The organism is Microbacterium oxydans (genome assembly GCF_006540085.1).
In the GTDB taxonomy this organism is placed as follows: Bacteria; Actinomycetota; Actinomycetes; order Actinomycetales; family Microbacteriaceae; genus Microbacterium; species Microbacterium oxydans.
This window is the reverse complement of sequence record NZ_BJOG01000001.1, coordinates 381250-402049: the sequence shown is the minus strand read 5'-3', so window position 1 is coordinate 402049 and position 20800 is coordinate 381250. Positions and strand designations below refer to the sequence as shown.

Below are 20800 nucleotides of genomic sequence, written 5' to 3'. Positions count from 1 at the left end.
TCCACCCCATACGTCGACGGAGTCGTAGCCCCCAGCTCACACCGTCGTTCGACGCCGGCGCAGAAGGGCGGATGCCCCGTGGAATCCCCACCCACGGGGCATCCGTCGCGCCCGGAAGCTGGTTATCGGCGTGCCGGCCGGGAGTGCGGACGGATGCCCGGGCGGTTCATGCGCTCCCGCGCGATGGTTCAGAGCAAGGCGCCCAGGCGACGAGCGAGGACATCGGCCTGCTGCTCGGCGATCTCGTCTGCACCCGGTTCGTCCGGCTCGAAGCCGCTGATACCCGCATGCATGAGCACTCGCGCCTGGGCAGGGCGCCGGAGCTGATCGAACGACATCGGAAGGGCGGTGCAGCGGGAGTCTCCGCTCAGCAGATGCGCGAGTTCGTGGACGACCACATGCAACCGGTACCAGCGCGGGTCGGAAGCCCGGACGGGGATCCTGGCGCGATCACCCTCCACCAACACGTGCCTGGGCGTCGCCTGCCATTCCGCCTCCCCGAGAACCTGCACTTCGATATCGATCCCCATCATGGCGGAGACCCGATCCGTGACGCATTGCACGCTCGCCCCGCACTCGACCTCCAACTCATCCATAAGCCGATCCGCTGGGCTTCGACCACTCACGATTTCCCTCACCCCTCGCAATGCCCGGCCCCCTTTCGACCGAGCAACCCTCACACCTGAGAGATGGAACGGGAGGTCGGATCATTACGCCGAACCGGGGAGACTTTCGTCCAGTCTTCGACGACCTTCGACCAGCCCCGACGCGCGCTATGGCACCCGCAGCACACCGCCCTCGTCGATGAGCGCCGCCGTGTCGGGGAAGTCACGCCGACTCCGCTCGTTCATCAGGTCGGTCACCCGACCGGTCGAGTCGGGATGCGGCGCGCCACCGTCGAACTCGAACCGCACGGGTCGCACCCGCCCGGCCACAAGGCTGCCGTCCGCTCGCAGCCGGACGGAGAGATAGGCGCCGTAGCGTGTCTCCTCCTCGGCGCCGAACACTCCCCCGCCCCCGAAGTTGCCCAGGCTGTAGGCGATCAGACGCCCGCGGTAGAACTCCGCCCCGCGGAGCACATGCGGGCCATGTCCGATCACCAGATCGGCGCCCGCGTCGACCACTGCGTGCGCGAACGCGATCGGGTCTCCCCTGTTCTCGCCGTACATGAACTCGGTGCCCGGTGTCACCGCGTCGGCGCCGGGGCCCTCCGCCCCCATGTGCGCATGCACGACCACGATGTCGGCCTGCGCCGCAGCAGCGCGCACCAGCTGCCGCACGTGCCGCAGGTCGGTGATGCGGTTGAAGCCGCTGTAGGGCGCGAATCCGACCATCGCCACCGAGGTGCTCCCGACGCGGGTGACGACGATCTCGTCGCGCTCCCCCACGGCGTCGATCCCCACCGCACGCAGGAGCGTCCTCGTCTCGTCGAAACCCGTCCTCCCGTAGTCGTGGCTGTGGTTGTTGGCCTGGTTGAGCAGGACGAAGCCCTGCAGGTGGGCGGCGGCATCGGGATCGCTCCGGAACGCCAGGCAGCTCGCGCTGCGGCCGCACTTGTCGTACCCGGTCTCCGCACTGATCGCCTGTTCGAGGTTCCCCGTGACGATGTCCTCCGTGAACCACGGCCGGACATCGTCGAAGTATGCCCGGCCGCGATCATCCGGCACGGCGTGCTGCACGTCGTAGAGGAGGACGTCCCCGACCGCTCCGATGCTCACCTCCCCCGAGCGCGTCGCAGACGAAGCGCGCGCCTCTGACGTGCGCGCCGGGAACGCCGCCGCCGCGCTCAGCCCGACGGCGATGGCGACCAGCACCAGCACCGCCACCGGAGTGCGCCAGGGGATGCGCGGGCGAGCGGCACCACTCTTCCGGTCGGCCCGCAACCGGGGAAGATCCCAGAGCCAGGACAGCCCATCGCGCTCCGTGAGCCGCGCGAGGAAGACGCAGGCCGCCACGAGTGCACCCGTCAGCAACGGCGGGAGCACCAGCGCGCCCACGAGCTGTGCGGCGCTCCCCGCGTCGGACAGGGGACCCACCAGTGCGGCATCCGCGAGCACCAGGAGCGGCATGTGGAGGAGGTAGACCGGCAGGGTGCGTGCCCCCAGCCATGTCAGCCCTCTCCCCAGCAACGGCACCCCCGGGAGCAGGGTCGCGACGGCGAGACCCATCGTCACTCCGACGAACGACACGATCGGCCAGACGCCGGGCACCTGCTCCGCGCCCGTCACTCGCATCACGGCGTAGGCGGCAAGGTAGGCGAGCAGGAGCACCCCTGCCGCGAGACGCCGCGGCCGTGCCGTGAAACGACCGATCCGCGGCGCGAGATAGGCCCCGACCAGGAAGAACAGCAGGTTGTAGAGGAGCGAGCCTCGATTGCTCACCACGTCGACCACGCCGGCGGCGACTGTGACAGACAGCGCCGATGCGGCGACCAGGAGCGTCCAGCGCGGAAGACGCTGCAGCCCCTTGGCCACGAGGAAGTACAGCGCGAGCGCGTAGAGGTACCAGGTGTTCGGCGGGCTGATCGTCACCCCTTCGACGAACTCGGACACGCTGCGGGGAACGAACGTGGGGAAGTCGGGGAACGCCCACATCGCGAGCATGTGGATGAGGGTCCACACCAGATAGAGGTAGAGGAAGCGCACGACCCGAGGTCGCCACACGGCAGCCCACGGCCGCGCCAGTGCACCGGCGGCGAAGTAGCCGGAGACGAGCAGGAACAACGGCATCAGGAACGGCCAGATGAGATCGCTGGCGAGTCCCCAGACACCGGGGATCGGGATGCCGATGCGCCAATCGACCTGCAGGTACGTCTTCAGCACGACGTGCCAGAAGACCACCAGGACGATCAGCAGCCCCTTCGCGGCATCTCCCCACGCCGCCCGGGGTGGCGACGAGACCACGGTCACGCGCGGAGGCCGGTTCGGCGACGAGACGTGGGGTTCACCAGGAGAGCACTCATGCCTTCGAGCCAAGCGCAGCCGATGTTGCGGGAGTGTATGCAGAACCGCATACGTTCCCGCAACCGTGCTCTTCCCGGCCGATCATCGTCCCGCGGGATGACCGGTATCAGCCCTCGGGGGGATGTCCCGGTGCGGCCGAACCGGCAGGCTCGAAGCATCGACCGTGTCGCCGCTGCGCAGTCGCCTCTCATCGATCTGTGCAGGAACCGGGCGGGAACCGGTACGGCCCGACGACTGGCGGCTGCCCGCCGGCCGCACCCGCCGCGCGTCCGCCTGTCCGTCCGTCGCGCCTCACACGAAAGCACGCCACCGCGCCATGTCGTTCCTCACCCGCAGCAGTCTCAAGAACCGCCTCATCCTCTCGCTCGCGACGCTCGCGATCGTCGCCCTCGGGCTGATATCGATGAACTCGCTCAAGCAGGAGCTGATGCCGTCGCTGCAGGCGCCCATGGCTTTCATCTCGGCGCAGTCGCAGGGTCTTGCCCCCGAGGAGATGGCGAGCACCATCACCGAGCCGCTGGAGCAGGCGGTCCGCGCCGTACCCGGCGTGACCAGCGTCACCTCGACGACGGCGACCGGCGACGCGCAGGTCCTCGTCGAGTGGACCTTCGGCGAAGACGACGAGGAGACGTTGCGCACCATCCGCAGCGCGGCGGAGTCCCTGAAGCCCGGCTTCCCCTCCGGCACCGAGGTGAACGTGGCCTCGGGGGGCGCGGGAGACCTGCCCGCGATGGTGCTGAGCGCGGGGACCAGCGGCGACCAGGAGGCCTTCGGGGACGCCCTGCAGCAGACGGTCGTCCCGGCGCTGAAGACCGTCTCAGGTGTTCGCGACGTCACGCTCGCCGGTCAGGAGACGCAGCGCATCACGATCGACCTCCGCTCCGCAGACGTCACGCGCCTCAAGGTCGAGCCCTCCACACTCGGACCGCTCCTGGAGGCCCACGGAGCGGCGCTCCCCGCCGGTCAGGCGGATTCGGCCGAGGGCCCCCTCTCGATCACGGTCGGATCCCGGCTGGCGACCCTGGAGGACATCCAGACCCTCTCCGTCCCCACCCCCGACGGCGCGGTCGCGGTGGCCGACTTCGCCGACGTCTCGATCGAGACGGTTCCGGCGCAGACCATCTCGCGCGTCAACGGCAAGCCCTCCCTCACGCTCCAGGTCATCCCCTCTCAGGGCGCCAACGTCGTCGACATCTCGCACGGCGTGAACGCCGAGCTCGACCGGCTCGCACCGATCCTGGACGCCGAGTTCGTCACCATCTTCGACCAGGCGCCCTACATCGAGCAGTCGATCCACGACCTCTCCGTGGAAGGCGGTCTCGGCCTGCTCTTCGCGGTGCTCGTGATCCTCGCCTTCCTGCGCTCATGGCGCTCGACGATCATCGCGGCGGTCTCGATCCCGCTGTCGCTGCTCATCACTCTCGTGGGCCTGTGGTGGAGCGGCAACACTCTCAACATCCTGACCCTCGGCGCGCTCACGATCGCGATCGGACGCGTGGTCGACGACTCGATCGTCGTGATCGAGAACATCTCGCGGCGACGCGGCGATGGTCCGCTCACGATCGACGGCATCGTCGCATCCGTGCGGCAGGTCGCCGGCGCCATCACCGCATCGACGCTCACCACCGTCGCGGTGTTCCTTCCGATCGCGTTCGTCTCAGGTATCGCCGGTCAGCTGTTCCGCCCGTTCGCTGTGACCGTCTCGATCGCCCTGCTCGCCTCGCTCGTGGTGTCGCTCACCATCGTGCCCGTGCTCGCCTCGTGGTTCTTGAACAAGGCACCCCGACACCGGACGTCGACCCCCGAGGAGGCGCAGCCCTCGTCGGAGGAGTCGGTCGAGGATGGGAGTACTGCCGCCGCGGCGACGACGACAGCGGTGACGGCAGCGCTCGGGACGGCGTCCGCCTCCGCCGAACCCGCCCGCGAGAGCGACATCCCGTCGGAGCTCGACGAGATCCACTCCGCTCCGGACCGCCTGCAGCGCACGTTCATGCCGGCCCTCAACGCGACCCGTCGGCATCCGGTGATCACACTCGTGGCCTCCGCGCTGCTGCTGGTCGTGACCCTCGGCATGACCCCGTTCATCCAGACGGACTTCCTGGGGTCGTCCGGCCAGGCGAGCCTCCAGGTCGTGCAGACCCCGCCGAAGGAGGCCACGGCCGATCTGGTCGCCGCGGCGGAACCCGTCGAGAAGACGCTCGGGAAGATCGACGGGATCGCCGACATCACCACGTCGATCCCGGTGCCGACCCCCGGCACACCCACCTCGATCACGTACGACCTCCGCGTGGAGGACGGCGCCGAGGTCGCGGATGTCGAAGCACAGGTGCAGAAGGCCCTCGACGGGCTGCCCGACAGCGGAGAGATCGAGCTCGCCGCGCAGGACGCCTCCCTGGCGGGGGCGAGTGACGGCATCGCCCTCCAGATCCAGGGCAACGACCCCACCGCGCTGCGGACGGCGAGCGACCTGCTCGAGAAGCAGCTGGCCGACGCCGACGGAGTGCGCTCCGTGAAGAGCGAGCTGTCCGGTGAACAGCCGGTGCTGCGCGTGAAGGTCGACGAGCCTCTGGCCACGCGCCTCGGATTCGACCGCTCCATGATCGCCAAGGCCGTTCAGGAGGCGCTGTCCGGAACCACGGTCGGCACCCTCATGTACGAGGGCCAGGAGCGCGACATCGTCGTGCGCACGCCGGGATCGGCACGCACGGCCGACAAGCTCGGTGAGATCATGCTTCCGGTCACGCCCCAGCAGACCGCCGAAGCGCAGAAGGCGGCAGCGGACGCCCTCCAGGCCAAGGCCGATGCGAAGGCGAACGAGGCCAAGGTCAAGGCGGAGAACGAACTCAATTCGCAGATCAACACGGCCACGAAGCAGCGCGCGGAGATGGCCGGTCAGATCGGTGCCCTCAACCGTCAACTGGCCGAGCTGTCGGCAGCACCCATCGTTCCGGCGGACCCGCTGAGCCCCGACGACGAGGCCATGCTCAAGGCCCAGACGGAGCGTGCAGAACAGCTGGCCGCACTCCAGAGTGCGATCGACGGCGCGCAGTCCGGGATCACGGCCGCCGACGAGCAGATCAAGGCCCTGCGTCAGAGCCGCTCCGACGCCGCCGCCCAGCAGGCCGAGGCCGAGGCAGCCGAGGCCGAGCAGAAGGCGGCCGCCGAGGTCACCGGCACCGCGATCCCGCTCGCCGCGATCGCCACGGTCGAGGAGGAGCTCACTGCTCCGACCATCACACGCGCCGATGGCGAGCGCCAGGTCACGCTCACGGTGACGCCGGAGAAGGGCGGACTGTCCGCCGCCGGACTGGCCATCGACAAGGCCATCGCCGAGACCGACCTGCCGGCAGGGGTCACCTTCGAACAGGGCGGCGCCTCGGCGCAGCAGGACGAGGCGTTCAGCCAGCTCGGTCTGGCGATGCTCGGCGCCATCGTGCTCGTGCTGCTGGTGATGGTGGCGACGTTCCGCAACTTCCGTGGTCCGCTCGTGCTGCTCATCTCGATCCCGTTCGCGGCGACCGGGGCGATCCTCGGGCTGCTCCTCACTGGCACTCCGATGGGCTTGCCCGCGCTGATCGGACTGCTGATGCTGATCGGCATCGTCGTGACGAACGCGATCGTGCTCATGGACCTGGTGAACCGCCTCCGCGAGGCGGGCGCGAGTCTCGACGACGCCGTGGAGCACGGCACGCGTCTGCGACTCCGTCCGATCCTGATGACGGCGGCCGCCACGGTGTTCGCCCTGATCCCGATGTCCCTCGGGCTGACCGGTGGCGGCGTGTTCATCTCGAAGCCCCTCGCGATCGTGGTGATCGGCGGGCTCGTGTCCTCGACGCTGCTCACGCTCGTGCTCGTGCCGATCCTCTACACACTGGTGGAGCGCCGGCGGGACCGCCGCATCGCGAAGCGCGCGGAGCGACGCGCACGGCGCGAGGAACGGCGTGCCGCGGCAGCCGAGATCCCGACCGACATCTTCGAGGTCGCAGGCGAGCGCGAGTAGCGCTCCGACTCGATCAGCTGGTCCGGGCGGCCGCCGCCCGGACCAGCTCGGCGAGGTCGCCCGGCCGGCTCCACATGGGCCAGTGCCCCGTGGGGAGGTCGATCATGTCGACGTCCATCAGATGGGCGACCTCCGCGAACATCGGATGACCCGCTTGCGCCAGCTCCCGCACCTGCCCGCTCCGGATCGAGCAGCACACCAGGGTGGTGGGTACGGCACGACGGTCGTCGTTCACGAGCTCGACGGACTGGCGCAGCACGGGGCCCGGCTCGGGGACGGCCTGTTCACGGAAGCGGGCGAGCATCTCTGGGCTCAGGCCTTCCAGGCTCGCCTGCTGCCCGAGCACGTCGAAGGGCGGAACGGGAAGCTCGTCCACGTCGTGCGGCAGGTCGGGCGCGAACACACTCCCGGATGCGACCGGTCCCGAATCGACCCAGACGACGCGTGCGACCAGCTCAGGGTGCCGATCGAGGATCAGGCTGACCGGAGCATTCGCACCGCTGTGCGCGACGATCACTGCGCGCCGTTCCGCCGAAGGCCCGAGTCGGGCGAGCTCCTCGCGTATCGCCTCCGTCTGGTCGTCGAGGGTCCTCGCGACGCGGTCGGGGTCGTCCGCGTCGAGGCCGGGCAGCGTCATCGCGGACGCGCGAGTGCCGTCATCGTCCAGGTGCGGGAGGACCTCGTCCCACGCCCACGCCCCCAGCCAATGTCCGGCGATGAGAAGGATGGTCGGGCTGCTCTTCGTGTGTGTCATGCCACCAGCCTGCGCTGCACGGCAGACAGGTGTGTGTCACTATCTATGTCATGAATTCCGTGATGGTCCGCCCGTGAAACGTGCGGAGCGACTGCATGCCCTGTCGGAGATGCTGCGCCGCAGCGGTTCGCGGGGCGTGTCGGCCGAGCGTCTGGCGCGCGAGTTCGAGGTCTCCGTGCGCACCGTCAAGCGCGACCTGGCCGCTCTCGGGCGCAGCGGCGCGCCGCTGTGGTCACGCCCCGGCCCGGGTGGGGGCTACGGGCTGGCGGCGGGCGCATCCCTGCCACCCGTGACGCTCTCGCCCGCGCAGGCCGTAGCCCTGATGGCGGCCGTATCGGCGAGCCCGGATGCCCCGTACGGCGATCTGGCCGCAGCCGCCGTGAGCAAGATCATCGACGTCCTCGACCCGCGCACCCGCGCCGGTGCGGACGAGCTCGCCCACCGCGTCTGGGTCGACGCACCCCCGTCGCCGTCGCGCGCGGTCCGGTCGGCGCTGGAGGAGGCTATGTCGGAGCAGCGCGTCGTGCGCATCCGCTACACATCGGGAGACGGCGTCGCGACCACCCGAGACGTCGAACCCGTGTTGTTCGCCTCCACAGGTGGGCGGTGGTACCTGGTCGGCTGGTGTCGACTGCGCGATGCCATCCGGTGGTTCGCCGTCTCGCGCGTCGAACGAGCCAGCGTGACAGCGGCGGCCTGCACCGGCCACACCGTCGACGAGGTCGGAGATCCCCCGGCGAACGCCAGACCCGTGCACGGCCGCGACCTCTGAGGCGACGTTCCCTCATCCGAGGATGCAGAAAGCCCCCCGTCCCGAAGAACAGGGGGCTTTGCCGCGTGTGCTTACTTGGCGGCGATGACCTGCAGCGTGATGACTGCGGTGACATCGTCGTGCAGACGCACGGTCGCCTCGTGCTCACCGGTCACCTTGATGGGCGACGGGATGTGCACCTTGCGCTTGTCGATCGAACCCAGGCCCGCGGCTGCGACAGCATCCGCGACGTGGTCGGTCTTGACGGAGCCGAAGAGACGACCCTCCTTGCCGGCCTTGACCGTGAGGCGCACCTTGGTGCCCTCGAGAGCGTTCTTCAGTGCGACAGCGTCGTCACGATCGTGGATCGCGCGTGCCTGACGCGCGGCCTGGATCGAAGCGACCTGCTTTTCGCCACCGCGGGTCCACGCCGTAGCGAAGCCCTGCGGGATGAGGAAGTTACGGGCGTACCCGTTCTTGACCTCGACCACGTCACCGGCACTACCGAGCCCGGCGACCTCGTTCGTGAGAATCAGCTTTGCCATCTCGATACCCCTTACCGGCCGGCGCCAGCGTAGGGCAGGAGCGCCATTTCGCGCGCGTTCTTGATCGCCGTGGCGATCAGACGCTGCTCCTGCACCGAGACACCGGTGATACGACGGGCGCGGATCTTGCCGCGCTCCGAGACGAACTTGCGGAGGGTGGCGACATCCTTGTAATCGATGACACCGACCCGGATGGACTTCGCGGGAGCGGTGGGCTTGCCACCCTTCCGCGGCTTGCGGCGGTCGCCGCTCGACTTTCCAGCCATAGTTTTTCCTTAGTGATGAGCGGCCCTTCGACGAGCTCAGGGACCCAGGGGTCCAGCTCAGGGCCAGAGAAGTGTTTTCAGAACGGGGTGTCGTCGCCGAAGCTGCCCGGAGTGCTCCAGGCATCGGCACTGGTCGACGAGCCGGGCGTGGACCACGGCTCCTCCGACACCTGCTGCTGCGCGGGGCGAGACTGTCCACCGCCACCGCCGCCGGCACCGCCGGTCGAGGCCGCACGGGTGACCTGCGCGGTCGCGTACCGGAGCGAGGGGCCGATCTCGTCGACCTCCAGCTCGATCGCGGTGCGCTGGTTGCCCTCGCGGTCCTGGTAGGAGCGCTGACGCAGACGGCCCTGCGCGATGACGCGCATGCCCTTCGTCAGCGAACCTGCCACGTGCTCGGCGAACTCGCGCCAGACGGATGCACGGAGGAACAGCGCGTCGCCGTCCTTCCACTCATTCGCGGCACGGTCGAAGTTCCGAGGCGTCGATGCGATGGTGAAGTTCGCCACCGGCAGCCCGTTCTGCGTGTAGCGCAGCTCGGGGTCGGCCGTGAGGTTTCCCACCACGGTGATGACGGTTTCGCCGGCCATGAGACTTAGGCCTTCGCAGCCTTGGCGGCCTTGCGGGCAGCCTTCTCTTCGGAGCGCTTGGCCTCGGAAGCGATCATCGCCTGAGCCTCTTCAGCGCGGAGCACCTTGGTGCGCATGATCTGCTCGTTCAGCTTCAGCTGACGGTCGAGCTCCTGCGTGGCGGCGCTGGTCGCGGTGAAGTTGACGACGGCGTAGATGCCCTCGGTCTTCTTCTGGATCTCGTAGGCGAGACGGCGCTTGCCCCAGATGTCGACGTTCTCGATAGAGCCACCATCGTTGGTGATGACCTTCAGGAACTTGTCGAGCGTAGGTGCGACCTGGCGCTCGTCGATCTCGGGGGTCAGAATGACCATGAGTTCGTACTGGTGCGTCACTTACCCACCTCCTTCGGACTAGAACGGCTCTCGGGAATTTCCCGGGAGCAGGAGGGTGTGTGCACGTGCCCGCCTCTGGAATCCCGAATGGACGCCGCAAGGCAGACAACCTCGACAGTCTAGCGGAAGAGCGGTGCGGGCGCGAACAAGACCCCGACACAGCGGTCGGTGGTGACGGGAACTCCTAGGGTGTTTGGCATGCTGGAAAGAGTGCCCGATGACGGTCATCGGGCGTTCGACCAGAGGGGGAACGCGATGCGCGTCAACAAATGGGGGGTCGGCGTCGTGCTCGCCGCCGCCGTGCTGCTCACCGGATGCACCGGAAGCGGATCGGACTCGACCGCCGAGAAGAAGCCCAGTGCCGGAGCCTCGCAGGAGGCGGAAGCACCGCAGGCGGACTGCCCCGAGTTGAAGGAGGGCACGACCATCGACGGTGCCACTCTCGCGGAGTGCGTCACGGCCGCCATGACCGACACCGCCGGGTTCTCCGCGAAGATGACGACCCTGGGCATGGAGTCGACCACGCGCTACAACCCGGCCGACGACGCGGTCGAGACCACCACCACGTTCGGGTCGGTCATCGTGATCGGCGATGACGCGTGGGTCAAGTCCGCGACGGGCGAGTGGCAGGTCGCCGACGAGAACTCGACCGACCAGGAGATCAGCACGCTCAGCACGGCCGCGAAGGCCGTCGACGCGTCCGACCCGATGGGCGTGGCCGACACGCTGTCCGGCGAGTACACCGTCACCGGCAAGGGCACGCGTCTGGGCCAGGACGTGTTCCTCCTCACCGGCACCTCGGAGGCGCAGGGCACCAGCGTCGCGATGGTCTTCGAGGTCACGAGCGATTACGCGGTGCTCGCCGCCAACGCCTCCACCGAGGTCGAGGGCCAGAAGATCGAGAGCATCCAGGAAGTCACCGAGTGGGACGTGAAGCAGGACATCGTCGCACCACTCTGACATCCGCGCGCTCTGCTTCCGCAGGAGCTGCATCCGCAGGAGCTGCATCCGCAGGGCCGCCGGCGAAAACGGAGACGATCCCTTCTCAGCGCGGAGTGTCGCACCTCGACACTCCGCCCGAGGGAGGGGTCGTCTCCGTTTTCGCAGGAGGCACCGCGGGTCAGTACGCGACCGGGGGAACCTCCGCCCACACGGTGCGGTCGTCGACCGTGGGGGCGGCAGGGATGCGCCCGGCGCCGTCGGGCTCGGGGATCGCCGCCAGGAGCGCCTGCGTATAAGGATGCCTCGGCGCGGCCCAGAGCTGATCCGTCGGACCCGACTCGAGCACGCGACCGCCGAACATCACGAACGTGCGGTCGGCGATGCGGCGCACCACGGCGAGGTCGTGCGAGATGAACAGCATGCCCGCGCCGGACTCGGCCACCAGGTCGCGCATCAGGCCGGCGACACTCGTCTGGGTCGACGCGTCGAGCGCCGAGATCGGCTCATCGGCCACGAGCAGCGAAGGCCGAGCCGCCAGCGCCCTCGCGATCGCGATGCGCTGCTTCTGCCCGCCCGAGAACTGGTGCGGGAAGCGGGTGCTCACATTCGTCGGCAGCCCGACGCGCTCGAGCCACTCCTCGACCGTGGACCCTTCGGCACCCCGCGCCTTGGCGGTGGCGATCCCGTCGGCGATCTGGTCACCGACCCGGCGCCGGGGGTTCAGCGAGGTCGCCGGGTCCTGGAACACCATCTGGATGCCGGTGAGCGCGAGCCCCCGCCGCCGGATGCCGAGCGGGGCGACCGGAGCATCCCGGAAGAGCACGGTCCCCGCGGCGATCTTCTCGATGCCGACCACGGCACGGGCGAGGCTGGACTTGCCGCTGCCGGACTCACCGACGAGCGCGACGGTCTCCCCCGCGGCCACCCGGATCGACACGCCGTTCACGGCGATCACCGGCGGGTTGCCCGGGTAGCGCACGACCACGTCCTGCGCATCGAGGACTGCGACCTCACTCATCTGCGGCCTGCCCTTCCGGTGCCTCATCGATGCGCGAACCCGGGAGGGCCGCGAGCAGCATGCGCGTGTACTCGTGCTGCGGATCGCGGAACAGGGTCTCGCGATCGGCGAGCTCCACGATCCGGCCGTCCTTCATCACGGCCACCGTGTCGGCGATCGCGCTCATCACGCCGAGGTCGTGCGTCACGAGGAGCACTGCCAGGTTCCGCTCCACGGCGAGGTCTCGCAGCAGCTGGAGGATCCCCGCCTGCACGGTCACGTCGAGCGCGGTGGTGGGCTCATCCGCCAGCAGCACCTCGGGGTCACAGGCGAGGGCGCAGGCGATCGCGATGCGCTGACGCTGGCCGCCGGAGAACTGGTGCGGATACCGTTTCAGCGCCTCCGTCGGATTGGGCACCTGCACGGTCTCGAGCAGTTCGACGGCGCGTGCCCGCGCCGCCGCACCCTTGAGCCCGAGATGCACGCGCATGTGGTCGGTGAGTTGACGACCGACGGGCAGCTGCGGGTGCAGCGACGCCGACGGATCCTGAAACACCATGGCGATCCGCTTACCACGCACCGTGTTGAGGGAGCGGCGCTTCAGGCCCACCAGCTCCTCCCCCGCGAGCAGGATCGATCCCCCGACGCGCGCCTGACGCGGCAGCAGCCCGAGCACGGCGAGCGAGGTGAGGGTCTTGCCGGAACCGGACTCCCCGGCGAGGCCGTGGATGCGGCCGGCCTCGAGCTCGAGCGAGACGCCCTTCACGAGCGGGCGCCCGATGTCGATGGTCAGGTCACGGATGCTGAGGGACGAGTTTCCCTGCGCCGAGGTCATGCGGCCACTCCCGTCGCCGACGCCTTGTGCTCCGCCGCCTTCTCGTGCGTGATCTCGGCGGTCGGGTCGAGCACGTCGCGCATCGCATCTCCGAGGAAGTTGAACGCCAGCACCACCGTGAGGATCGCGAGGCCGGGGAAGACTCCGAGCCACCAGGCGTCGAAGTTCTGCATCGCTCCGGAGATCATCGACCCCCACTCGGCCGTCGGCGGTTGGGCGCCGAGGCCCAGGAAGGAGAGTCCCGAGAGGAGTAGGATCGCCGCACCGATGTCGAGCGTCGCGAGCACGAGAACCGGACCGGCGATGTTCGGGAGGATGTCGACGAACAGCGTGCGAGCCGGCGAGTGGCCGAGCAGGCGACCGGCGATCACGTAGTTCTGCCCGCGCAGGCCCAGCACGATGCTGCGGGTGACGCGGGAGTACTGCGGCCACGACACCACGATCGCCGCGATCACGGCGTTGAACAGCGACGGCCCGAGGGAGGCGGCCACCACCATCGCGAGGATCACGGTCGGGAACGCCATGAACAGATCGGTGATGCGCATGAGGGTCTCGTCGACCCAGCCGCCGAAGTATCCGGCGAGCGCGCCGATGAGCGTGCCGATGATCATGGCCGCGATCACGAGCATGAGCGCGAGCGGCAGGCTCACGGTCGCACCGGTCATCAGACGCGAGAAGATGTCGCGGCCGTTGCCGTCGGTGCCGAGAAGCGTGTCGATGCCCGGCGCCTGCAGTCGAGGGAGCACCTGCGCGTTCGGCGGGTACGGCACCCACCACTGCGCGGTGAAGGCGACGATGATCCACGCACCGGCGATCACGGTGCCGATGATGCCGAGCGGGGTGCGCCAGGCACGCGGCCAGCGGAAACGGAAGCGTCCGGCAGGGGTCGCTGCAGCGATGCGGCTCATGCGATCCTCACTCTCGGGTCGAGCACGCCGTAGAGCAGGTCGACGATGAAGTTGATGAGGAGGTAGATGACGCCGACCACGAGACCGACGCCCATGATGCCGGGCAGGTCGAGGTTCGCGGCGGAGTTGTAGGCGTAGGTTCCCAGGCCCGGCCACGCGAAGACCGACTCGACGAGCACCGTGCCGGAGAGCAGGGCACCGAATGCGACGCCGACAACCGTGAGGATCGGCAGCGAGGCTCCGCGCAGCACGTAGTCGAGGATGACGCGCATGGCCGGGAGTCCCTTGGCGCGGGCGGCTCGCACGTAGTCGCTGCCGAGCACCTCGAGCACCGAGGTGCGGATGAAGCGGGTCAGCAGGCCGATGGTCACGAGCGAGAGCACCATGACCGGGAGGGCGAGGTGCGCAAGGGCATCGAAGAAGCCGACCGCGTCGCCGTTCAAGAGGTAGTCGACCGTGTAGAGCCCGGTCACGCGCGGGGGTGGCGTGATCGACGGCGAGATGCGGCCGGAGCCCGGCGCGATGCGCAGCTCGAGGAAGAACACGTAGAAGCTGACGAGCGCCAGCCAGAAGGTCGGGACGCTGAGGCCGACGAGCGTCACGACGCGGATGACCTGGTCGGTGACGAGTCCGCGGCGGTAGGCCGCAAGAGTGCCGAGCACGATGCTGACGGCGAGGCTGACGATGATCGCCCCGATCGCGATCTCGATCGTCGCGGGAACGGCGGTGGCGAGGTCGCTGGTGACCGGGCGTCCGGTCACCAGCGACGTGCCGAGGTCTCCGCGCAGGAGGTTCCCCATATAGATGAAGTACTGCACGAACAGTGGCTGGTCGAGTCCGTTCGCCTTGATGAACGCCTCGCGCGTCGCGGGGTTCTGCGACGCGCCCTCACCGAGCGCTGCCGAGACCGGGTCTCCCGGCACCAGGTTGGTGAGCGCGAAGGTGACGATCGTCACGCCCACCAGCAGGAGCAGGGAGGTGCCGGCCCGCCGCAGCAGGTACCCGACGAGAGGCGAGCGGCGCCGCTGCGCCTGCCTCTGCACGGCCACTGTCGTCATGAGTCGTCCGATCAGCCGGCGGGCGTGATCTCGGCGATGTCCATCTCCCACACGGAGTTGTACACGGCGCCCTTCACGCTGTCGGCAGACGAGATGTTGCGACCGGGGACGATGAGCGGGACGAAGGGACCCTCGGCCTGCATCGCCTCGGCGAACGCGGTGAACGCGGACGTGCGCTGCTCGGAGTCGGTCGCTGCGGCAGCACCGGCGGCGATGCCCGCGATCTCCGGGTTGGCCTCGGCCGCCCAGCCGGCACGGAGGCCGACCTTCAGACCCGGAGCGAAGGGCAGGAAGTTCGCCGAGTCGGCGTAGTCCGGGCCCCAGAACCACAGGCCGAAGCCCTCGGTGCCGTTGACGTAGGCGTCGAGCTCGGTCGCGAACGGCGCGGGGGCGAGGTCGACCGTGATGCCGGCGTCTTCGAGCTGGGCCTGCACGCGCTCGGCGAGGGGGGTGAACTCCACGCCGCCGACCGGGTAGTCGTTCGGGAACTGCAGCTTGAGCGTCTGCCCCGTGTATCCGGCCTCGGCGAGTGCGGCCTTGGCCTTGGTGAGGTCCTGCTTCACACCGCTGTCGAGCGCGCCCTCGAACCCGGGAGGGATGACCCCGGTCGCCTGGACGGAGCCGGCACCGGCCAGCTCCAGCAGTGCGTCGTAGTCGAGTGCGTAGCGGATCGCCTCGGCGATCTTGACGTTCGCCAGGTCGCCGCCGGCGGCACCCTGGTTCAGCAGCAGGAAGATGGTCTGACCGGAAGGAACGGAGTCGACGGTGATGTCGTCGCCGAGACCGGCGACCTGGTCGCCGTTCAGGTCCATCGCGACCATCGAGTCGCCGCCCTTGAGGTTGGCGAGCTGCGTCGCGCTCTCGGAGACGTTGCGCACGACGACGCGCTTGTAGTCCGTCGCCTCGTCGCCGTTGTACTCGTCGTTCTTGGTGAGCACGACCTGCGAGCTGAGGTCGAGGGTGTCGAGCACGAACGGTCCGGAGCCGGCGGATGCGCCGTCGAGGAACTTCTGCGCCGAGTCGGTGCCGTCGGTCGCGCCGCCGTTCTCGATCACGACATCGGAGTTGACGATGCCGAGTGCCGGGTTCGCGAGGATCGCGGGCAGCTGCAGCAGCGGGGTCTCGGACGTGAACTGGATCGTCTTGTCGTCGACCTCGGTGATGGTCAGGCCGCCGAGGAGGAAGTTGGGCTTGGCGTCTTCCATGCCCTGGATGCGCTGCAGCGAGAACACGACGTCCTTCGCCTCGATGGGCGAACCGTCGGAGAAGACGCGGTCACCCTCGAGGGTGAAGGTGAACTCGGTCGCCTCGTCGTTCTGCTCCCACGACGCGAGGCCCGGAACCGGGGTGGAGACGTCGGAGCCCTCGAAGTCGACGAGGGTCTCGTAGAGCGCCTTGGCGATCATGTTGCCGGTCGGGTCGTAGGTGTGACCCGGGTCGGTGGTCTCGATCGAGAACGCGGTGTCGATGACGAGGGAGTCGGAGCTCCCGGAAGACCCGCCGTTGTTCGCCGAGTTCCCTCCCGAGCAACCTGCGAGCGCGAGGAGCGCGACGGCTCCGAGCGCGATGACCGGCGTGATACGGCGTGACGACATGAGGGCCTCCAAGGGCGAGGAGTACATTCGGGTGAGCCGCCACCGATGTGGACGACCGTGGATCAGATTCGCATCATATGCGACGATGTGTCCAGCAAGAGCGGGTCACCTCGGCACGCTCTGTCCAGAACCTCGATTGTGGGTAACAATATGTCCAGCAAGCATGCGGAAGAGTCGAAGCTTTCTGGACGAAGTGCCGCGCCCTTGGACGAGACGGCGTACAGAATCCTCGAAGTGCTCCGTGATAACGGTCGTGTCTCGATCGCCGCCCTCGCCGACAAGGTCGGCATCTCTCGCGCGAACGCCTACACCCGCGTCGAGTCGCTCGTGCACGACGGGGTGATCACCGGCTTCAGTGCCCGCGTGGATCAGGCGAAGGCCGGGCTGTCGATCGGGGCGCTCGTGTTCGTCACGGTGATGCCGCAGGCGTGGGCGTCGTTCCGCGAACGCGTGACGGAGATGCCGGACGTCGAATGGTGCGCCATCACGACGGGCGAGCACGATGCGATGCTCCTCATCCGGGCCGTCGATGTCAGCGGCGTGCACGAGTTCTCCACCGGGGTGATCGCCCAGCTGCCCGAGGTGCGTACGGTGGTCAGCGTCGTCGTGCTCGACGAGGTGATCCGCCGCCCCTACCTGCTGCCGGGCGACCTTCCGGAACGGAGCAGCGTCACCGCACCACTGGGCATGACGCGGTGGACGCCCGCCTCGCCGGGGCGCGACACGCTTCCGCCGCGCTGACCCGCGTCAGGCCGAGATCTCCTCGCACACGCTCAGCTGCGGCAGACCGTGCATCTCGTAGTGCTCGACGAGACGGATGCCGCCGTCGACGGTCAGCTCCAGTTCACTCTCGCCGTCGCCGGTCACGACCGTGCCGTCGCTCTTGAGCACATGGACGAACGACACCCAGATCGTGTCGCCCGTGCGGGTGCCGACGAACTTGCCGAAGGTGACCGTGTCGCCCTCGTACCCGCCCCAGATCGCGCCGTCGCGTTCGAAGTACTCGAAGATGCTCGGGGATTCCGGGTCGACCGCCGAGGTCGTGGACGACACCATCCGGAATCGGCGGCCGTCGAGGGAGGGAAGGGTTGCAGTCGCAGTCACACCCTTGATTATGCCCGTCGGAACTCACCCGCAAAGTCACCCGCCCGGGGTAGTGACACCCCGCACCGCCCTGCTTAGGCTGAGCGCGAAGCGGGCTGCTCTGCTCGCTGAGAGCCGTAGGAGTGAGCATGTCCGAGCCCCAGCGTTCCAGTCTTCCGATCCCCGACCTGGCCTACACGGGCACGGTCACCTACGACGCGACCGACCCGGACACGTCGTTCCCGCCGATCACTCCCGTGCGCCCACCTGCGGGAGCTCCGAACGTGCTCGTGGTGCTCATCGACGACGTCGGCTTCGGCGCATCCAGCGCTTTCGGCGGCCCGATCCACACCCCGAACTTCGAGCGCGTGGCGGCTGCAGGGCTGAAGTACACCCGCTTCCACACCACGGCCCTGTGCTCGCCGACCCGTGCCGCTCTGCTCAGCGGACGCAACCACCACACGGTCGGCATGGGCGGCATCACCGAGATCGCGACGTCGGCCCCCGGGTACAACTCGCTGCGTCCGAACAGCTGCGCTCCGCTCGCCGAGACGCTCAAGCTCAACGGTTACAACACCGCCCAGTTCGGCAAGTGCCACGAGGTCCCGGTGTGGCAGGCGAGCGCGATCGGTCCGTTCGACGGATGGCCCACCCCCGGCAACGGCTTCGAGTACTTCTACGGTTTCATCGGCGGCGAGACCAACCAGTGGTACCCGGCGATCTACGAGAACACGACACCCGTCGAGCCGTGGGGCACACCCGAGCAGGGCTATCACTTCATGGGTGACATGACCGACAAGGCGATCGCCTGGACGCGGGAGCAGAAGATGCTCGCCCCCGACGTGCCCGCCTTCACCTACTTCGCACCGGGCGCGACGCACGCCCCGCACCATGTGCCCGCCGAGTGGGCGGACAAGTACAAGGGGCAGTTCGACCAGGGATGGGACGAGATCCGCAAGGAGACCTTCGCCCGCCAGCTCGAGCTCGGCGTGATCCCGGCCGATGCCGTGCTCACCGAGCGGAGCCCCGGCATCCCCTCGTGGGACGAGATGAGCGACCTCATCAAGCCCGCTCTCGCACGTCAGATGGAGGTCTACGCCGGGTTCCTCGCCTACGCCGACCACCACGTCGGCCGCCTGCTCGACGCCTACGAAGACCTCGGCATCCTCGACGACACCCTCGTCTACGTGATCATCGGCGACAACGGCGCGAGTGCCGAGGGGTCGATGCACGGCACGACGAACGAGGGCTTCACGATCAACCACATGAACGACATCGAGACCGAGCAGTACGTGGCCGACCACATCGACGACATCGGCACCCCGAGCTCGTACAACCACTACGCGGTGGGTTGGGCGCACGCCATGGACACGCCGTACCAGTGGACCAAGCAAGTCGCGAGCCACTGGGGCGGCACCCGCAACGGCACGATCGTCAGCTGGCCGAACGGAGGTGTGGAGAAGGGCGGCATCCGCAACCAGTTCTCGCACGTCATCGATGTCGCACCGACCGTGCTCGAGGCCGCCGGCATCCCCGAGCCGACGAGCGTCAACGGGGTGACCCAGCGCCCCTACGAGGGCACGGCGATGAACTACACCTTCACGGATGCCACGGCAGAGGAACGCCACGTGACGCAGTACTTCGAGATGGTCGGAAATCGCGCGATCTATCACAAGGGCTGGACGGCGGTCGCGAAGCACAAGGATCCCTGGCTCGGCTCCGACCACGGTCTCGACGACGATCGCTGGGAGCTCTACAACGTCGACGAGGATTGGACCCAGTCCCACGACCTCGCCGAGCAGGAGCCGGAGAAGCTCGCCCACCTGCAACAGCTGTTCCTCATCCAGGCGGCCCGGTTCAACGTGCTTCCCCTCGACATCCGCACCGCCGAGCGGTTCAACCCCGACCTCGCTGGCCGGCCGGTCCTCTCGCTCAGCAGCACCCAGAAGTTCTACCCCGGCATGAAGCGCCTCAGCGAGAACACCACCATCAACATCAAGAACAAGTCCTGGACGGTGACCGCACAGGTGTCGGTGCCCGATTCCGGTGTGGACGGCGTGCTCATCGCGCAGGGAGGGGCGTACGGCGGCTGGTCGTTCTATACGAAGGACGGACGCCTCGCGTTCGCCTACAACCTGCTCGGCATCGACGTCGACATCATTCGCTCCGACACCGAGATTCCGGTCGGTGAGCAGGAGGTACGGGCCCACTTCGCTTACGACGGCGGTGGTCTCGCCAAGGGCGGCACGGTCTCGCTCTACGTCGGCGACGACAAGATCGGCGAGGGTCGCGTGCACAAGACGATCCCGTTCCAATTCACCTTCGACGAGACCGTCGACGTCGGCTGCGACCTGGCTTCACCGGTATCGCCCGACTACCAGGCGGTGGGCAACGCTTTCACCGGAACCCTGCACTGGGTGCGCATCGACCTCGGAGACGACGACCACTCCCACCTGATCGACGACAAGCACAAGCTCGCCGTGGCGATGCTCAAGCAGTAGCCGAACCTGATCGAGGGCGGCGTGCGATCACCGATCCCCGCCGCCCTCGATCACCTCAGGGGAGCGCTGCGCGAGCGCCACTCGTCCTCGAGGAGCGCATAGACCAGCAGCGTCGTCCATTCGTCCTTGAACCACTCGCTCTCGACCAGCCGCGCCTCACGCCGGAAGCCGAGCCTCTCGGCGACGCGAGCCGATGACGTGTTGCGCTCGTCGATTCGCGCGACGATCCGGTGCAGACCCAGTCCGTCGAATCCGAGCGCGAGCAGTGCCTCGACGGCCTCCGTCGCATAACCACGGCCGCCGACCCGCGGGTCGAAGATGTACCCGACCTCGCCGGATCGGTCGGTCTCGCTGCGCCAGAACAGCACCACGTCGCCGACCAGGGCACCGGACTCGCGCTCTTCGACGGCGAGGGACACGGCGTCGCCCTCCTTCGCGAAGTGCGTGTTCGACCAGGTCGTCGCGATGCGCTGCTCGACATCGGCGAGCGTCAACGGTGCATACGGCACATACCGCACGGCATCCGGATCCGACTTGTAGAGGTGCATCGCGACGGCATCGGACGCGGCGATCGGACGCAGGAGCAGTCGTTCCGTGCCGATCGGGTACTCGGGGTCGTGCCCTCCCTGCCCTGTCAT

19 protein-coding genes are annotated in these 20800 nt (G+C 68.4%); 5 read left to right on the top strand and 14 right to left on the bottom strand.

Features of this window, described 5'->3' with window-relative positions; genetic code table 11:
- Positions 1-188: 188 nt before the first annotated feature.
- Positions 189-533: a hypothetical protein gene (locus MOX01_RS01870; RefSeq protein WP_141368162.1), complete on the bottom strand. Its 345-nt coding sequence runs from the start codon at positions 531-533 to the stop codon at positions 189-191.
- 240 nt (positions 534-773) lie between these two features.
- On the bottom strand, positions 774-2909 hold the full coding sequence (locus MOX01_RS01865) for a CapA family protein (RefSeq protein WP_141368161.1): 2136 nt from the start codon (positions 2907-2909) through the stop codon (positions 774-776).
- 370 nt (positions 2910-3279) lie between these two features.
- Here MOX01_RS01865 and MOX01_RS01860 point away from each other — a divergent pair, with 370 nt between their 5' ends.
- Complete coding sequence (locus MOX01_RS01860; RefSeq protein WP_141368160.1) at positions 3280-6963, top strand: efflux RND transporter permease subunit; 3684 nt, start codon at positions 3280-3282, stop codon at positions 6961-6963.
- A 13-nt stretch (positions 6964-6976) separates the two neighbouring features.
- On the opposite strand, the gene MOX01_RS01855 is transcribed toward MOX01_RS01860, so the two are convergent.
- Positions 6977-7717 (bottom strand): alpha/beta fold hydrolase, encoded by a 741-nt coding sequence (locus MOX01_RS01855; RefSeq protein WP_141368159.1) that lies wholly within the window; start codon positions 7715-7717, stop codon positions 6977-6979.
- Between the two features lie 73 nt (positions 7718-7790).
- Between MOX01_RS01855 and MOX01_RS01850 the strand changes: the two genes are divergently transcribed.
- Complete coding sequence (locus MOX01_RS01850; RefSeq protein ID WP_046748527.1) at positions 7791-8489, top strand: helix-turn-helix transcriptional regulator; 699 nt, start codon at positions 7791-7793, stop codon at positions 8487-8489.
- 71 nt (positions 8490-8560) lie between these two features.
- Here MOX01_RS01850 and rplI read toward each other — a convergent pair whose 3' ends face one another.
- From rplI to rpsF, 4 genes are all read right to left on the bottom strand, one after another.
- The gene (gene rplI / locus MOX01_RS01845; RefSeq protein ID WP_045262454.1) at positions 8561-9013 is read right to left on the bottom strand and encodes a 50S ribosomal protein L9; all 453 of its coding nucleotides are present in this window, start codon (positions 9011-9013) and stop codon (positions 8561-8563) included.
- A gap of 11 nt (positions 9014-9024) precedes the next feature.
- Complete coding sequence (gene rpsR / locus MOX01_RS01840; protein ID WP_017829850.1) at positions 9025-9279, bottom strand: 30S ribosomal protein S18; 255 nt, start codon at positions 9277-9279, stop codon at positions 9025-9027.
- A gap of 77 nt (positions 9280-9356) precedes the next feature.
- Positions 9357-9869, bottom strand: a complete 513-nt coding sequence (locus MOX01_RS01835; RefSeq protein ID WP_045262453.1) for a single-stranded DNA-binding protein — start codon at positions 9867-9869, stop codon at positions 9357-9359.
- Positions 9870-9874: 5 nt separating this feature from the next.
- A complete protein-coding gene (gene rpsF / locus MOX01_RS01830) occupies positions 9875-10243 on the bottom strand; it encodes a 30S ribosomal protein S6 (protein ID WP_021201450.1) in 369 nt (122 codons plus the stop codon).
- A gap of 255 nt (positions 10244-10498) precedes the next feature.
- Between rpsF and MOX01_RS01825 the strand changes: the two genes are divergently transcribed.
- Positions 10499-11203, top strand: a complete 705-nt coding sequence (locus MOX01_RS01825; RefSeq protein WP_227751218.1) for a hypothetical protein — start codon at positions 10499-10501, stop codon at positions 11201-11203.
- 160 nt (positions 11204-11363) lie between these two features.
- Here the strand turns inward: MOX01_RS01825 and MOX01_RS01820 are convergent, their stop codons facing one another.
- Genes MOX01_RS01820 through MOX01_RS01800 form a run of 5 tightly spaced genes read right to left on the bottom strand, consistent with a single transcriptional unit; the run spans position 11364 to position 16578 of the window.
- The gene (locus tag MOX01_RS01820; RefSeq protein ID WP_058631932.1) at positions 11364-12203 is read right to left on the bottom strand and encodes an ABC transporter ATP-binding protein; all 840 of its coding nucleotides are present in this window, start codon (positions 12201-12203) and stop codon (positions 11364-11366) included.
- Positions 12196-13017, bottom strand: a complete 822-nt coding sequence (locus MOX01_RS01815; RefSeq protein WP_046748523.1) for an ABC transporter ATP-binding protein — start codon at positions 13015-13017, stop codon at positions 12196-12198. The genes MOX01_RS01820 and MOX01_RS01815 overlap by 8 nt, the downstream gene beginning before the upstream one ends.
- The gene (locus MOX01_RS01810) at positions 13014-13925 is read right to left on the bottom strand and encodes an ABC transporter permease (protein ID WP_017203805.1); all 912 of its coding nucleotides are present in this window, start codon (positions 13923-13925) and stop codon (positions 13014-13016) included. Before MOX01_RS01810 ends, MOX01_RS01815 begins: the two co-directional genes overlap by 4 nt.
- Positions 13922-14983, bottom strand: coding sequence for an ABC transporter permease (locus MOX01_RS01805; protein ID WP_058631931.1), 1062 nt, complete (start codon positions 14981-14983; stop codon positions 13922-13924). Before MOX01_RS01805 ends, MOX01_RS01810 begins: the two co-directional genes overlap by 4 nt.
- Positions 14984-14994: 11 nt before the next feature.
- Positions 14995-16578, bottom strand: coding sequence for an ABC transporter substrate-binding protein (locus tag MOX01_RS01800; protein ID WP_046748521.1), 1584 nt, complete (start codon positions 16576-16578; stop codon positions 14995-14997).
- A gap of 150 nt (positions 16579-16728) precedes the next feature.
- On the opposite strand from MOX01_RS01800, the gene MOX01_RS01795 reads away from it, so the two are divergent.
- A complete protein-coding gene (locus tag MOX01_RS01795; RefSeq protein WP_269140002.1) occupies positions 16729-17319 on the top strand; it encodes an Lrp/AsnC family transcriptional regulator in 591 nt (196 codons plus the stop codon).
- Positions 17320-17325: 6 nt separating this feature from the next.
- On the opposite strand, the gene MOX01_RS01790 is transcribed toward MOX01_RS01795, so the two are convergent.
- Positions 17326-17682: an avidin-fold protein gene (locus MOX01_RS01790; protein ID WP_230977771.1), complete on the bottom strand. Its 357-nt coding sequence runs from the start codon at positions 17680-17682 to the stop codon at positions 17326-17328.
- A 128-nt stretch (positions 17683-17810) separates the two neighbouring features.
- Here MOX01_RS01790 and MOX01_RS01785 point away from each other — a divergent pair, with 128 nt between their 5' ends.
- Complete coding sequence (locus tag MOX01_RS01785; RefSeq protein WP_141368157.1) at positions 17811-20162, top strand: arylsulfatase; 2352 nt, start codon at positions 17811-17813, stop codon at positions 20160-20162.
- A 50-nt stretch (positions 20163-20212) separates the two neighbouring features.
- Here the strand turns inward: MOX01_RS01785 and MOX01_RS01780 are convergent, their stop codons facing one another.
- Positions 20213-20800 (bottom strand): GNAT family N-acetyltransferase, encoded by a 588-nt coding sequence (locus MOX01_RS01780; RefSeq protein WP_141368156.1) that lies wholly within the window; start codon positions 20798-20800, stop codon positions 20213-20215.